The following is a 13,426-nucleotide window of genomic DNA, read 5'->3' on the forward strand; positions in this document are numbered from 1 at the left end:
GCGGGCGCCCCCGCCCGACCCGGTCAGCGGCTCGGGGCGAAGTTGTTGAGCACCGCGTAGAAGCGCTGCTCGGCCTCGTTCCACTCGTTGCCCCGGTCCGGGCTGGACGAGTAGATCGCGTAGCTGGTGCCGTCCTGGCTGATGAACTCGGTCTCGATCGCGCGCCGGCGGCCGCCCTCCTTGGCCAGGTAGCTGAACTCCCAGACCGCCGCCTCCTGGCCCTTCACCGCCGTGCCGGCCATCCGGTGCTGCTTGTAGTCCTTGAGCGACTTGGCGACGGTGGCCTCCATCTGCCGCATGTGCTCCAGCGGCTTGACCGACTGGCCGACCGTGACGGCGAACTGGAGGTAGTGCACCTTGCCGTCGGGGCTGTAGTAGATCTGGTTGTCCCCGGCGCTGATCCGCTGCCAGGACGGGGTGCCGTTCGGCAGCGGGAAGCGGAAGCCGGCCGGGTCGTCGACCCAGTGGTAGCCGCTGGGCGGCGCCGCCGCGGGGGTGGCGTCGCTGGTGGGCTCCGGTCCGGTGGACTCGGCGGCGGTCGGCGTCGGGTCGTCGGGGGTGTCGCCGCCGACCACGTGCCGGGTGACCAGGAAGGTGCCCGCGGCGGCCAGCAGGCCGACGGCCACCGCTATGCCGACGATCTTCAGCAGGTTGCGGCGCTTGGCCGGTCCCCGCTCCGGCGCAATGGAGTGCGACACCGGCGCGACGGGACCGGTGTGCGCCCGGGCAGCGTCCTGCGCGCCCCCGGCGGTGTCCGGTTCGGCGAGGACGGGCGCGGCGGGAACAGCGGCGACCGCAGGGACGGCGGGCACAGCAGCGGCAGCGGGGACGGCGGCCCCGGAGGCCTTCGGCTCGGTCGGCTCCTCGGAGCCCTCGGCCGGCTCCGCCACGGCCACCGGGCCCTCGGTGCGGTCCACCACCGGCACCGACCGGGTGGGCGTACGCACCGACGGGACCGACTTCAGGCCCATCGTGTGCCCGGCCCGCACCTCGGCCAGCATCGCGGCCGCCTCGTCCGCGGTGGGCCGCTCGGCCGGGTCCTTCGCCATCAGCGCGGCCAGCACCGGCCCCAGCGGCCCGGCCCGCCGCGACTCCGGCAGCGGCTCGTCGACCACCGCGGCGAGCGTGGTGATCGGCGAGTCCCGCCGGAACGGCGACTGGCCCTCGACCGCCGCGTACAGCGTCGCCCCGAGGCCCCACAGGTCGGAGGCGGGACCGGGCCGCTCGCCCTGGGCGCGCTCCGGCGCCAGGTAGTCCGGCGAGCCGACCAGGTCGCCCGGCCGGGTCAGCTCGGTCGAGCCCTCGTACTTCGCGATGCCGAAGTCCAGCAGCACCACCCGCCCGGTGCCGCGCTCCAGCAGCACGTTGGCCGGCTTCACGTCCCGGTGCAGCACGCCCAGCTGGTGGCCGCGGTGCAGCGCGGCCAGCACCTGGCTGCCGACCTCGGCGGCGGCGCGCGGCTGCAGGGTGCCGTCCTGGCTGATCACGTCGGCCAGCGAGCGGCCGTCGACCAGCTCCATCACGATCCACGGCCGGCCGTCCTGCTCCAGCACGTCGTGCACGGTGATCACACCGGGGTGCTTGATCCGCGCGGCCGCGCTGGCCTCGCGCTTCATCCGGGTGTGCAGGATCTGCAGGTCCTCCTCGGGCAGGTGGTTGACGGTCAGCTCCTTGACCGCGACCTCCCGGTCGAGCATCCGGTCCCAGGCCCGCCAGACGGTGCCCATGCCGCCCCGGCCGAGCCGCTCGCCGAGCTCGTACCGCCCGGCCAGCAAACGCTCCGCCTCGGCCGCCTCCGGCCGGTCCTGCACGCCCATCTGCGCCCGCTCCCCCACACATTCCGCCTGCCGTCACCGCGACGGAGGGCCTGGTGCAGACCACTGTTCGAACAAATCCCACGCACACATTAGGCGCACCTTGCCGCCCCCGGTAATCACGCCCACCCCCCGGACCGGTGGAACGGAATCCGGGCGGGCCGTCAGCCTGCGAACAGCACCACCGCGACGATTCCCAGCACCAGCAGCACGAACACTCCGCCCACCAGCAGCGGGCCCCACAGGGAGGGGGGTATCCGGGGCGGCTTCGCCCCGCTCCCTGCCCCCAAATCCCCACCGTTCCGGCCCTTTCGGGCACTCCTCCCGGCCCTGGAGCCGACGGCCCTCCCGCCGCGCCCGCGCGGCACCGCCGGCGTCTCCGGCACCGGCACCGGCCCCCCTGCGGCCCGGCTCCGCTCCTCCGCCTCCCCGTCGACCGGCTCCGGCGCCCCCGCCAGCAGCCCCGCCAGCTCCTCGCGCACCGCCTCCGCCGTCGGCCGCAGCACCGGATCGGGCTGCAACAGCCGCTCCACCAGCGGCGCGAGCGGCCCGCACACCACCGAGGGCTCCCGCCGCCCGTCCCGTACGGCCGTCACCAGCTCCGGCACGTCCCGCTCCGGGTACGGCGAACGGCCGGTGACCAGCCGGTGCACCAGCACCCCGAGCGCCCAGCAGTCGCCCGCCGGGCCGCCGTCCAACGGCCAACGCTCCGCCACCGGGCCGACCAGGGTCGCCCGCACCTCGTACCGGCGCCGCCCGCCCGGCCCGCCGAGCTCCTCGGCCAGCGCCTCCTCGGCCACCCCGGCGAGCAGCCCGCCGAGCATCGCCGCGCCGTCCTCGCAGACCAGCACCGCCTCCGCGGTCAGCGCGCCGTGGGTCAGCCCGGCCGCGTGCAGCGCCCGCAGCGCCCCGGCCAGGTCCGCCGCCAACTCGGCCGCCCGGTACGGCGGCAGCGGCCCTTCGGCGAGCAGCTCGGCCACCGTCCGCCCGACCGGCCGCTCCTCCACCGTCCACAGCAGCTCGCCCTCGACGAACGCGCCGACCCCGCGCAGCAGCCGCGGATGCGCGACCGGCGCGGTCGAACCGACCGCCGCCACCCGGCGCACCATCCGGTCCGCCTGCGCCGCGGCGGCCGCCTCCGGATCCTGGCCCGCCGTCAGCACCCCCGGCAGCTCCAGGGCGCCCAGCAGCACCGATTCACCGGTCCGCTCGTCCACCGCCTGGGCGCGCAAGGGTTCGGGGCGGTCCGTCAGCCGGTACCGCCCCGCCAGCAACTGACCGGGGCCGCCTCGCATGCCAGTTCCTCTCACTCACCGAGCAGCCTACTGAGCGGCTCCCAGGGCCTGCCGTCGAACTCCCTCGCCTCCGGGCGAACGACGGGAGTCCGACGACAGGCCCTAGGCTCGATCCCATGGACTGGACCGATCTGATCGACACCGCCTTCGAGGCATCCGGGAACAGCAGCAAAGCCAACCAGGCCGAGGCCGTCCGCGCCGTCGAGGCGACCGTCATCGACGGCGAGAAGCCGGTCGCCTCCACCGCCGGGCGCCACCCCGACCACTTCCGCAAGGGAGTGCTCGTGCTGACCACCCATCGGCTGCTCTTCCTGAAGGACGGGAAGCCGCCGGTCCCGGTTCCGCTCGCCGCCGTCACCGACGTCACCGTGACCCGCACCAAGCTCAACGGCGAAGTGCTCCTGGTGGTGGCGCTCAGCGGCTCGCACCGCTTCGAGGACGTGGCCAAGGCCGAGTTCTTCGCCGAGCAGCTCCGGGCCTCCGCCCGGGCCGCCCGGAACGCCCCGAAGGCCGGGCCCGCCGCCACCCCGGTCGAGGCGTCCGCCGGTGAGCAGCTCATCGGCCAGCTGGAACGGCTGGCCGCCCTGCGCGCCTCCGGTGCGCTCACCGAGGACGAGTTCACCCGCGCCAAGCAGCGCCTGATCGGTTAGGACCTGCCGCCCTACGGCGCGGGCTGGAAGCTGTTGAAGACGACGTCCCGGAGCGGGGCCTGGGCGGCCCACTCCGCGTCCGGGACTATCCAGTAGATCGAGTACCCGTACTTGGGCGGGGTCCCGGTCACGAAGCCGCGGTTGAGCGAGTGCATCCTGGGCGTGCCGTTGGTCCACTCCCAGTCCGCCGCGTTGGTCCACTGCCGGTAGGTGATCGCCGCCAGGTTCAGCCGCTGGTAGTTGCTGACCTGACCGCGGACGTTCGGCTCCGACTCCTGCCAGTCCGCGACCGCGCTCGCCCCGGGCGACGTGGTCCACTCGATCCGCAGCTGGCTGCCGTCGGCCGCGTTCTTGAAGATCCGCCGGTTGGCGTCCGACCCGGTCGGCTGCAGACCGTCCGGCAGCACGACGGAGAAGCCGCTCGGGTCCTTGTACTCGTGGTACCCGGCCGGCACGGCACCCGGCGCGGCCGGCGCGGGCTGCGCCGGTGCCGCCGGGGGCTGGACGGGAGCCGCCGGCGCACCGGCGGACTGCGCGGGCGCGTCCGGCGCCGCGGCCGGGTCGCCGGTCGGCTGGGCGGGCGCCGGGGCGGGCGCGGGTTCGCCCGTCGGTGCCGACGTCGGCACCGGCTCGGTACCGGTCGCCCCCGGCGAGGTGGCGACCGCGCTCTGCGAGGCCGCGCCGTTCGCGCCGCTGTCGTCGGTGCCGACCATCCGGACGACCGCCACCACTCCCGCGATCAGCAGCAGCACCACGATCACGGTGGCGATGGCCAGCCGTCGCCGGCCGGTGCGCGGATCGGCCCCGGCCGCCTGGGTCGCGCCCATCGTCCACTCGCTGGTCACCGGCCGGATCGGCTCCGCGCCCGGCTCCTCGGACGGCGTCCCGGCGGGCTCCGCGTCCTGGGCCCGACTCCCGACCCGGACCGTCCCCAGCAGCCCGCCCACCGACCGCTTGCGGCCGTTCCCGGCCTGCTCCGGCTCCTTCGGCGAAGACTCCGAGGGCTCCGCGGACTCCGCCGAGGTCGACGCCGACGCCGACGGCTCGGACGGCTCCGCGGCGTCCGACGCCTCCGCCGGCCCCGACGCCTTCGAGGCCTTCGGCTCCGGCTCCTCGGCCGGCTTCTCCAGCGGCACCGCGTGCTCGGTGGTGGACTCGGCCCGCGCGGTCGCCTCCGCGACCACCCGCTTGAGCATCGACCGGGTCTGCGAGGCGTCCAGCCGCTCGGCCGGGTCCTTCGCCAGCAGCCCCTCGATCACCGGCTGCAGCGGCCCGGCGTTCACCGGCGCGATCAGGTCCTCGGTCATCACCGCGGTCAGCGTGGCCAGCGCCGAGCCCCGGTCGTAGGGCGGCCGGCCCTCGACCATCGCGTACAGCGTGCCGCCCAGCGACCACAGGTCGGCCGGCGGCCCGGGCTTCTGCCCGCGGGCCCGCTCCGGGGAGATGTACGAGGGCGCGCCGACGAGCATCCCGGTCGAGGTGACGGAGGCGTCGCCCTCCACGCTGGCGATGCCGAAGTCGGTGAGCACGACCCGGCCGTCCTCGCCGATCAGCACGTTGGACGGCTTGACGTCCCGGTGCAGGATGCCGAGCGCGTGCGCCGCGCTGAGCACGCCCAGCACGTCGAGCGCGATCTCCGCCGCCCGGGCGGGGGCCAGCGGCCCGTCCTCCCGGACCACGTCGGCCAGCGAGCGGGACTCGACCAGCTCCATGACGATCCACGGCCGGTCGTCCTCGTCGACCACGTCGAAGACGGTCACCGCCGAACTGTGCCGGATCCGCGCGGTCGCCTTGGCCTCGCGCAGCGTCCGGGTGATCAGCCGGTGCTTCTCCTCCTCGTCGACGCTGGCGTTCATCCGCAGTTCCTTGACCGCGACGGTCCGGCCCAGCATCTCGTCCTCGGCGCGCCAGACGGTGCCCATGCCGCCGCGCCCGAGCACGCCGTTCAGGCGGTAGCGGCCGGCCAGGAGGCGGCCGGTGGAACCCTGCGCCTGGGTCATTCGGAACGTTCCCCCATGTGCTGCTGGCGGTCGTGGTGACGGCGCGTCGGCCCGACCTGGGGCCCGGACGCCCAAGCCTCCATCATCTCCTGTCCGGAGGGCCCGCGACCACCCGGCCCCCGCATCGAGCCGGTACGAACCGGAACGGAGGCGGCGCTCCGTGCCCGATCTGTGATCGAAAACTCGCCAAGATCTGTCCAGACCACTGCTACCGTTCGGCAGCTCATCGTATTCCGGGGGGATTCGACGCCCATGACCGCACCCGCACCGGGCACTGACGGCCCATCGATCCGGCCGCACACCGCCCAGCACTACTCGGTCGCACCACCCCCCGTCTCCCCCGAGGGCTACGTCGCCCCGGGCATGCCCGGCGCCCCCGTGGCCGGCTTCGACCCCGTCGAACCCACGCCCAGGACCACCCCCCGGCACCGCACCGCCCTGGCCGTCTCCCTCGCCCTCCTCGCCATGCTCCTCGGCGGCCTCGCCTACGGCAGCGCCCCGCTGCGCGCCGCCGACAGCCTCGGCTGGCTGGCCATCGCCCCGGCCGGCCTGGTCGCCCTCCCGCTCGGCCGGCTCGGCGGCCAGGGCCGCTTACTCCCCCCGCTCGGCGCGCTCCTCGCCGCCGGCGCCCTGCTCCTCGGCCAGCTGATCGAGCACCTCCGCCGCGTCCACGCCGACGGCCCGACCCCCGGCGGCCTGCTGCACGACACCGTCACCGCCTGGCGCGCCGACCTCCGCCCCCTCGACGCCGCCTTCTACGCCATCGCCCTCATCGGCGGGTTCCTCCTCACCCGCCGCAGCGCCACGCGGAGTTGACCGCCCGCCCCCTCCCCGCACCGCACCCGCCTCCCGCACCGGGAAAAGGAGAAGGCCCCCGCCGTCACCCGGCAGGGGCCCCTCGATCAGGTCAGGTCAGGACTCAGCGGTGGTCGAGCGCCGGGTTGACGGTGACCTCGACCCGCTGGAACTCCTTGAGCTCCGTGTAGCCCGTGGTGGCCATCGCCCGACGCAGCGCGCCGAACAGGTTCATGGTCCCGTCCGGCGTGTGCGAGGGCCCGGTCAGGATCTCCTCGGTGGTGCCGACGGTCCCGAGGTCCACGCGCTTGCCGCGCGGCAGCTCCTCGTGGACGGCCTCCATCCCCCAGTGGATCCCCTTGCCCGGGGCGTCCGTCGCCCGCGCCAGCGCGGCACCGATCATGACCGCGTCCGCGCCGCAGGCCACGGCCTTCGGGATGTCCCCGCTGTAGCCGACGCCGCCGTCCGCGATGACGTGCACGTAGCGGCCACCGGACTCGTCCATGTAGTCGCGACGGGCGGCCGCCACGTCGGCCACGGCGGTGGCCATCGGCACCTGGATGCCCAGGACGTTCCGCGTGGTGTGGGCGGCGCCGCCGCCGAAGCCGACCAGCACACCGGCGGCACCGGTCCGCATCAGGTGCAGGGCCGCGGTGTACGTGGCGCAGCCGCCGACGATCACCGGGACGTCCAGCTCGTAGATGAACTGCTTGAGGTTGAGCGGCTCGGCGGCGCTGGAGACGTGCTCGGCCGAGACGGTGGTGCCGCGGATGACGAAGACGTCGACGCCGGCGTCCACCACGGCCTTGGAGAACTCGGCGGTGCGCTGCGGCGAGAGCGCGGCGGCGGTGACCACGCCGGAGTCGCGGACCTCCTGGATCCGCTGCTTGATCAGCTCGGCGCGGATCGGCGCGGCGTAGATCTCCTGGAGCCGGCGGGTCGCGGTGGACTCGTCGGTGATCGCGGCGATCTCGTCCAGCAGCGGCTGCGGGTCCTCGTAGCGGGTCCACAGGCCTTCGAGGTTCAGCACGCCCAGACCGCCGAGGCGGCCGATCTGGATGGCCTGCTGCGGCGAGACCACGCTGTCCATCGGGGCGGCCAGGAACGGCAGCTCGAAGCGGTAGGCGTCGATCTGCCAGGCGATCGAGACCTCCTTCGGGTCCCGGGTCCGGCGGCTGGGGACGACGGCGATGTCGTCGAAGGCGTACGCCCGTCGGCCGCGCTTGCCTCGCCCGATCTCGATCTCAGTCACTTCGAGCCCTTCTGCTTTGTTGCTCATGCCCGCCGGGTCACCCCGGCCGCCCCCCAGTATCCCGTACTGCCGCTGGTCCCGCCCCGACGGCCCGCGCCCGGGCGCACCGGCAGGGGCCCGCCGCCGCGGTGCGGCAGCGGGCCCCTCGGTGGCCGGTGGCTCAGCGGGCCGAGTAGTTCGGCGCCTCGACGGTCATCTGGATGTCGTGCGGGTGGCTCTCCTTGAGGCCCGCCGAGGTGATCCGGACGAAGCGGCCCTTGCTCTCCATCTCGGCGACGGTGGCGGCGCCGACGTAGCCCATGGTCTGGCGCAGACCGCCGACCAGCTGGTGCAGCACGGCCGACAGCGGGCCGCGGTAGGGCACCTGGCCCTCGATGCCCTCGGGGACGAGCTTGTCGTCCGAGGCCACCTCGGCCTGGAAGTAGCGGTCCTTGGAGTACGAGCGGCCCTGGCCGCGGGACTGCATGGCGCCCAGCGAGCCCATGCCGCGGTAGGACTTGAACTGCTTGCCGTTGATGAACATCAGCTCGCCCGGGGACTCCTCGCAGCCGGCCAGCAGCGAGCCGAGCATCACGGTGTCGGCACCGGCGGCCAGCGCCTTGCCGATGTCGCCCGAGTACTGCAGGCCGCCGTCGCCGATGACCGGCACGCCGGCCGCCAGGCAGGCCTGGGCGGCCTCGTAGATGGCGGTGACCTGCGGGACGCCGATGCCGGCGACCACGCGGGTGGTGCAGATGGAGCCGGGGCCGACGCCGACCTTGACGCCGTCCACGCCGGCGTCGATCAGCGCCTGGGCGCCGTCCCGGGTGGCCACGTTGCCGCCGACCACGTCGATCCCGACGGCCGACTTGATCTTCGCGATCCAGGCCAGCGCGTTGTGGCTGTGGCCGTGCGAGGTGTCCACCACCAGGAAGTCCGCACCGGCCTCGACCAGGGCCTGGGCCCGGTCGAACGCCTCGGCGCTGGCACCGACGGCGGCGCCGACCAGCAGCCGGCCCTCGGCGTCCTTGGCGGCGTTCGGGTACTGCTCGGCCTTGACGAAGTCCTTGACGGTGATCAGGCCCTTGATCCGGCCCTCGTCGTCGACCAGCGGCAGCTTCTCGATCTTGTGGCGGCGCAGCAGGGCCATCGCGTCCACGCCGGAGATGCCGACCTTGCCGGTGATCAGCGGCATCGGGGTCATGATCTCGCGGACCTGGCGGGTGCGGTCCGACTCGAAGGCCATGTCGCGGTTGGTGACGATGCCGAGCAGCTTGCCCGCCTCGTCGGCGATCGGCACGCCGGAGATGCGGAACTTGGCGCACAGCGCGTCGGCCTCGCCCAGGGTGGTCTCCGGGCCGACCGTGATCGGGTCGGTGACCATGCCGGACTCGGACCGCTTCACCAGGTCGACCTGGTTGGCCTGGTCCTCGACCGAGAGGTTGCGGTGCAGCACGCCGACGCCGCCCTGGCGGGCCATCGCGATGGCCATGCGCGACTCGGTGACCTTGTCCATCGCCGCGGACAGCAGCGGGATGTTGACGCGCACGTTCCGGGAGACCCGGGAGGAGGTGTCCACCTGGTTCGGCAGCACCTCGGAGGCCCCGGGCAGCAGCAGGACGTCGTCGTACGTGAGCCCGAGCATGGCGAACTTCTCGGGTACGCCTGCGGCGTTGTAAGACATTTGGGGGGTACCTTCCGTGGCCGGCCTAATCCGCTCACGCCCTGAGGGTGGGGGCGCATTCATCGCTCACTCGCGCAGACCGCCGAAGCCGGGTACGAATAGGAGGATCCTCCAAGGGGACCCCGCGCGCACCCGTCAAACTTTGGCAACCCGCCCAGGCGCCGATACCCCATGGTACTGGCACCGCGAATGTGTCCTCGTGTGCCCTTGACAACAACCCCGCCCCGTGGATCATTCCGCCCGCAACCGGCGGAAACGGCACGCAACGGGAGGAGTGGTCAGGAGGACTCCTCCGCGAGCGCCCGCAGCCGGCTGAGCGCCCGGTGCTGGGCCACCCGGACGGCACCCGGTGACATCCCGAGCACCTCGCCGGTCTCCTCCGCCGACAGCCCGGCGGCCACCCGCAGCAGCACCAGCTCGCGCTGACGGGCCGGCAGGTTGGAGAGCAGCTCCTTCGCCCAGGCCGCGTCGCTGCTCAGCAGCGCCTGCTCCTCCGGGCCGAGCGCCTCGTCCGGCACCTCCGGCAGGTCGTCCTGCGGCACGACGGTCGAGCCGGGCCCGCGCATCGCGGCCCGCTGGAGATCGGCGATCTTGTGCGCGGCGATCCCGTACACGAAGGCCTCGAACGGGCGCCCCTGGTCCTTGTACCGGGGCAGTGCGCAGAGCACCGCCACGCAGACCTCCTGCGCGACGTCGTCCACGTGGTGGCGGGCCCCGCCGGGCAGCCGGACCAGCTTGGCGCGGCAGTACCGCAGCGCCAGCGGGTGGACGTAGGCGAGCAGCGCGTCGATCGCCGGGTTCTCGCCGCGCACCGCGGCCGCGACCAGTTCGCCCACCAGCGGCGAGCCGCCCGTGCCGAGCACCGGCCGGCGGCCCGGCCCGGTCCCACCGGCGGAACCGCCGGGTTCGGCGTACGACGGACCGTGGCCCGGACCGGAGGGCTCGGCCTCCACCGGGTCCGCCTGGCCGGTCGCACCGGCGACGTCGTCGCGCATCGGTCCATGGTGCCTGGTCGAGCGGGAAAACGCGGCACCGCGTCCGGAGTTGTGCACCGGAACGTTATGCGCTGCGGCACCGTCCGGCGTCCCGCGCACCACCGGCCCCTCCTGCACCGTGCCGCCTCCCGCCCCGCCGCCGTCGGCGGTCCCGTCCGTCGCGCCGTCCGCCGAGTGTCCTGCGGCTGCGTGGTTCGCCGCAGTGCCTGTCCGCTGGTCCCCGAGGTGCTCCACTCCTCCATGGTGCAACCTCGGGACCGTAACGTCACACGCCCGTGCGGCGCCCGCTCCGGGAACCTCCGGCGGCACGCCGCAACCGGCGGCGCCGCCGGTGGTCAGCGGACCAGGCCCCAGCGGAAGCCCAGCGCCACCGCGTGCGCCCGGTCGGAGGCCCCGAGCTTCTTGAACAGCCGTCGGGCGTGGGTCTTCACGGTGTCCTCGGAGAGGAACAGCTCGCGGCCGATCTCGGCGTTGCTGCGGCCGTGGCTCATGCCCTCCAGCACCTGGATCTCACGCGCCGTCAGGGTGGGCGCCGCGCCCATGTCGGGGCTGCGCAGCCGGCGGGGGGCGAGCCGCCAGGTCGGGTCGGCGAGGGCCTGGGTGACGGTGGCCCGCAGCTCGGCGCGCGAGGCGTCCTTGTGCAGGTACCCGCGGGCGCCCGCGGCCACCGCGAGCGCGACCCCGTCGAGGTCCTCGGCGACGGTGAGCATGATGATCCGCGCGCCCGGGTCGGCGGACAGCAGCCGCCGGACCGTCTCGACCCCGCCGAGGCCGGGCATCCGGACGTCCATCAGAACGAGATCGGAGCGGTCGGCCACCCAGCGGCGGAGGACCTCCTCCCCGTTCGTCGCGGTGGTGACCCGGTCCACACCGGGTACGGTCGCGACCGCGCGGCGAAGCGCCTCGCGGGCGAGCGGGGAATCGTCGCAAACGAGAACGGAAGTCATGACCGTCGTCCTCCGCAGCTGATCCGCGTCACGTTGAGCCTCCTGGCTGGTACGAACCTCTACGACACGGCCGATCGGCGACGGACTCCGCGGTGATCGCCCCAACCTGCCCGCGATCGTTCCCGACGTCCGGCGCCCGCTAACCGCCTCCGCACTTCCAACGACCGTCACTCGAATGAGTTACGGCCTTCGGGGCCATCTCCACCACTGTACGTGGCCAACCCATTACCGATCAGCCGCATCGCGGTGCACACGCCGCTCTTTTGCGCAGCTCGCGCGCGGTCGGCGTACGACCCGCACATCGATTCGGCACCCCGCGCGCCCGTCGACCACCCGATTGCCACGTCCGCGCCCGCTGGAGCCCCTTGCCCACTATGCCCGTTTTTATAGCTTTCGTATGGTCATTGACTGTTGTGCCAGTGTGTGGGTGACTTGTCCATGGAGTTGCCTTAAGTCATATTTCCAGGTGTCCACACCAGTGCATCGAAGCCCCGCCGCACCGCTCGGCAGCAGCCCCGCCGAACGCCCGGCCGACGGCCGACAGCCTCTGAAGGGAATGAGCCATGGCAGATTTCTCCCGCCTCCCCGGTCCCAACGCGGACCTCTGGGACTGGCAGCTCTCCGCAGCCTGCCGTGGCGTGGACAGCTCGCTCTTCTTCCACCCCGAGGGCGAGCGCGGGGCGGCGCGCAGTTCGCGCGAGGCCAGCGCCAAGGAGGTCTGCATGCGCTGCCCGGTGATCGCCGAGTGCGCGGCGCACGCGCTGGCGGTCCGCGAGCCGTACGGCGTGTGGGGCGGGATGACCGAGGACGAACGCGAGGAGATGCTGGGGCGCTCGCGGCACCGACTGGTCGAGGTTCCGCTGGCCCCGCCGGCGGTCGCCCAGCGGTAGACCCGTCTCCTTGAGCGCCGTGAAGAAACGTTTCTTCGCGGCGCTTCAGTCTTCTGGCTCACCGTACGTACCGGGCCCGGGCAGCCCCGTCACCCAGCGTCAGCGGTCGGCGGCCGCCCCCGCCAGCCGCTCCAGCATCAGCGCCACGGCCGGCACCTCGGCCAGGTCCGGGAGGGTCAGCGCGACCACCTGGCGCACCGCGGGCGCCCCGGAGGCCGTCCGCACCGGCACCGTCGACACGCCGTCAGGACGCACCGACCGCAGCGCCAGCCGGGGCAGCACCGCCACCCCGAGACCGGCCGCCACCAGGCCGACCACCGCCGGGTAGTCGTCCGTCGCGAAGTCGATCCGCGGCTCGAAGCCCGCCCCGGTGCACAGCTCCACCAGGTGCCCCCGGCACTGCGGGCAGCCGGCGATCCACTGCTCCTCCGCCAGCTCGGCCAGCCCCACCGCCCCGCCCCGCCCGGCCAGCGGATGGCCGGCCGGCAGCACGCCCACCAGCGGGTCGTCCAGCAGCGGGGTGACCACCAGGTCGGACCAGTCGGTCCCGGCGGTCAGCTGCTGCGCCTCCAGGTTGGCCTCGGCCCGGGCCTCGCGCGGCGTGCCGTGGGCGGGCGCCGGAAGCGCGACGGCGCCGTCGGACTGCGGGTAGCGGAAGGCCAGCGCGATCTCGCACTCGCCGCCGCGCAGCATCGCCAGCGACTCCGGCGGCTCGGCCTCGACCAGCGACACGCGCACCCCCGGATGGCTGTCCCGCAGGCGGGCGACCGCGGGCGGCACCAGGGTGGAGCTCGCGGTCGGGAAGGAGACCAGCCGCACCCGTCCGGCCCGCAGCCCGGCGATCGCGGCCACCTCCTCCTCGGCGGCGGAGAGCCCGGCCAGGATTCCGGTGGCATGCTTGAGCAGGACCCGGCCGGCCTCGCTGAGCTGCATCCCGCGGCCCGAGCGGACCACCAGCGGGGTGTCCACCGACTTCTCCAGGGCCTTCATCTGCTGACTGATGGCGGGCTGCGTACACCCCAGCTCGCGGGCGGCGGCGGAGAAGGAGCCGGTGCGGGCGACGGCACGCAGAACGCGCAGATGGCGGGCCTCGATCATGCCTTAGTTATAAGGCAATCTTTGCAT

At 73.9% G+C, this 13,426-nt stretch carries 11 protein-coding genes; 3 read left to right on the forward strand and 8 right to left on the reverse strand.

Annotated features, from left to right (window positions below; all coding sequences use genetic code 11):
- Nucleotides 1–23: 23 nt before the first annotated feature.
- Complete coding sequence (locus ACFVU7_RS09885) at nt 24–1,817, reverse strand: serine/threonine-protein kinase (RefSeq protein ID WP_387829519.1); 1,794 nt, start codon at nt 1,815–1,817, stop codon at nt 24–26.
- Nucleotides 1,818–1,978: 161 nt separating this feature from the next.
- Entirely contained in the window at nt 1,979–3,109 is a 1,131-nt protein-coding gene (locus tag ACFVU7_RS09890) for a protein kinase (RefSeq protein WP_079272376.1), read from the reverse strand.
- A 116-nt stretch (nt 3,110–3,225) separates the two neighbouring features.
- On the opposite strand from ACFVU7_RS09890, the gene ACFVU7_RS09895 reads away from it, so the two are divergent.
- Nucleotides 3,226–3,759 (forward strand): SHOCT domain-containing protein, encoded by a 534-nt coding sequence (locus tag ACFVU7_RS09895; RefSeq protein ID WP_074003941.1) that lies wholly within the window; start codon nt 3,226–3,228, stop codon nt 3,757–3,759.
- 11 nt (nt 3,760–3,770) lie between these two features.
- On the opposite strand, the gene ACFVU7_RS09900 is transcribed toward ACFVU7_RS09895, so the two are convergent.
- A complete protein-coding gene (locus ACFVU7_RS09900; RefSeq protein ID WP_388044856.1) occupies nt 3,771–5,759 on the reverse strand; it encodes a protein kinase in 1,989 nt (662 codons plus the stop codon).
- Between the two features lie 252 nt (nt 5,760–6,011).
- Here ACFVU7_RS09900 and ACFVU7_RS09905 point away from each other — a divergent pair, with 252 nt between their 5' ends.
- Entirely contained in the window at nt 6,012–6,575 is a 564-nt protein-coding gene (locus ACFVU7_RS09905; RefSeq protein WP_387829514.1) for a hypothetical protein, read from the forward strand.
- A gap of 103 nt (nt 6,576–6,678) precedes the next feature.
- Here the strand turns inward: ACFVU7_RS09905 and ACFVU7_RS09910 are convergent, their stop codons facing one another.
- The 4 genes from ACFVU7_RS09910 to ACFVU7_RS09925 form a co-directional block, all read right to left on the reverse strand.
- Nucleotides 6,679–7,806 (reverse strand): GuaB3 family IMP dehydrogenase-related protein, encoded by a 1,128-nt coding sequence (locus ACFVU7_RS09910; RefSeq protein WP_049654353.1) that lies wholly within the window; start codon nt 7,804–7,806, stop codon nt 6,679–6,681.
- Nucleotides 7,807–7,966: 160 nt separating this feature from the next.
- Nucleotides 7,967–9,469, reverse strand: a complete 1,503-nt coding sequence (gene guaB, locus ACFVU7_RS09915) for an IMP dehydrogenase (protein WP_049654355.1) — start codon at nt 9,467–9,469, stop codon at nt 7,967–7,969.
- 278 nt (nt 9,470–9,747) lie between these two features.
- Complete coding sequence (shbA, locus tag ACFVU7_RS09920; protein WP_074003945.1) at nt 9,748–10,464, reverse strand: RNA polymerase sigma factor ShbA; 717 nt, start codon at nt 10,462–10,464, stop codon at nt 9,748–9,750.
- A 335-nt stretch (nt 10,465–10,799) separates the two neighbouring features.
- Nucleotides 10,800–11,411, reverse strand: coding sequence for a response regulator transcription factor (locus ACFVU7_RS09925; protein WP_014136228.1), 612 nt, complete (start codon nt 11,409–11,411; stop codon nt 10,800–10,802).
- 563 nt (nt 11,412–11,974) lie between these two features.
- On the opposite strand from ACFVU7_RS09925, the gene ACFVU7_RS09930 reads away from it, so the two are divergent.
- Nucleotides 11,975–12,301 (forward strand): WhiB family transcriptional regulator, encoded by a 327-nt coding sequence (locus tag ACFVU7_RS09930; RefSeq protein WP_049654358.1) that lies wholly within the window; start codon nt 11,975–11,977, stop codon nt 12,299–12,301.
- Between the two features lie 99 nt (nt 12,302–12,400).
- On the opposite strand, the gene ACFVU7_RS09935 is transcribed toward ACFVU7_RS09930, so the two are convergent.
- Nucleotides 12,401–13,399: a LysR family transcriptional regulator gene (locus ACFVU7_RS09935; protein ID WP_074003946.1), complete on the reverse strand. Its 999-nt coding sequence runs from the start codon at nt 13,397–13,399 to the stop codon at nt 12,401–12,403.
- Nucleotides 13,400–13,426 lie beyond the last annotated feature (27 nt).

The sequence above is a fragment of the Kitasatospora sp. NPDC058046 genome, assembly GCF_042885595.1.
GTDB lineage: Bacteria > Actinomycetota > Actinomycetes > Streptomycetales > Streptomycetaceae > Kitasatospora.

Coding starts and splice junctions, on each gene's coding strand:
- ACFVU7_RS09935 (WP_074003946.1), bottom strand. CDS start 13,399: ATGATCGAGGCCCGCCATCTGCGCGTTCTGCGTGCCGTCGCCCGCACC.
- ACFVU7_RS09900 (WP_388044856.1), bottom strand. CDS start 5,759: ATGACCCAGGCGCAGGGTTCCACCGGCCGCCTCCTGGCCGGCCGCTAC.
- ACFVU7_RS09895 (WP_074003941.1), top strand. CDS start 3,226: ATGGACTGGACCGATCTGATCGACACCGCCTTCGAGGCATCCGGGAAC.
- guaB (WP_049654355.1), bottom strand. CDS start 9,469: ATGTCTTACAACGCCGCAGGCGTACCCGAGAAGTTCGCCATGCTCGGG.
- ACFVU7_RS09930 (WP_049654358.1), top strand. CDS start 11,975: ATGGCAGATTTCTCCCGCCTCCCCGGTCCCAACGCGGACCTCTGGGAC.
- shbA (WP_074003945.1), bottom strand. CDS start 10,464: ATGCGCGACGACGTCGCCGGTGCGACCGGCCAGGCGGACCCGGTGGAG.
- ACFVU7_RS09905 (WP_387829514.1), top strand. CDS start 6,012: ATGACCGCACCCGCACCGGGCACTGACGGCCCATCGATCCGGCCGCAC.
- ACFVU7_RS09890 (WP_079272376.1), bottom strand. CDS start 3,109: ATGCGAGGCGGCCCCGGTCAGTTGCTGGCGGGGCGGTACCGGCTGACG.
- ACFVU7_RS09885 (WP_387829519.1), bottom strand. CDS start 1,817: ATGGGCGTGCAGGACCGGCCGGAGGCGGCCGAGGCGGAGCGTTTGCTG.
- ACFVU7_RS09925 (WP_014136228.1), bottom strand. CDS start 11,411: ATGACTTCCGTTCTCGTTTGCGACGATTCCCCGCTCGCCCGCGAGGCG.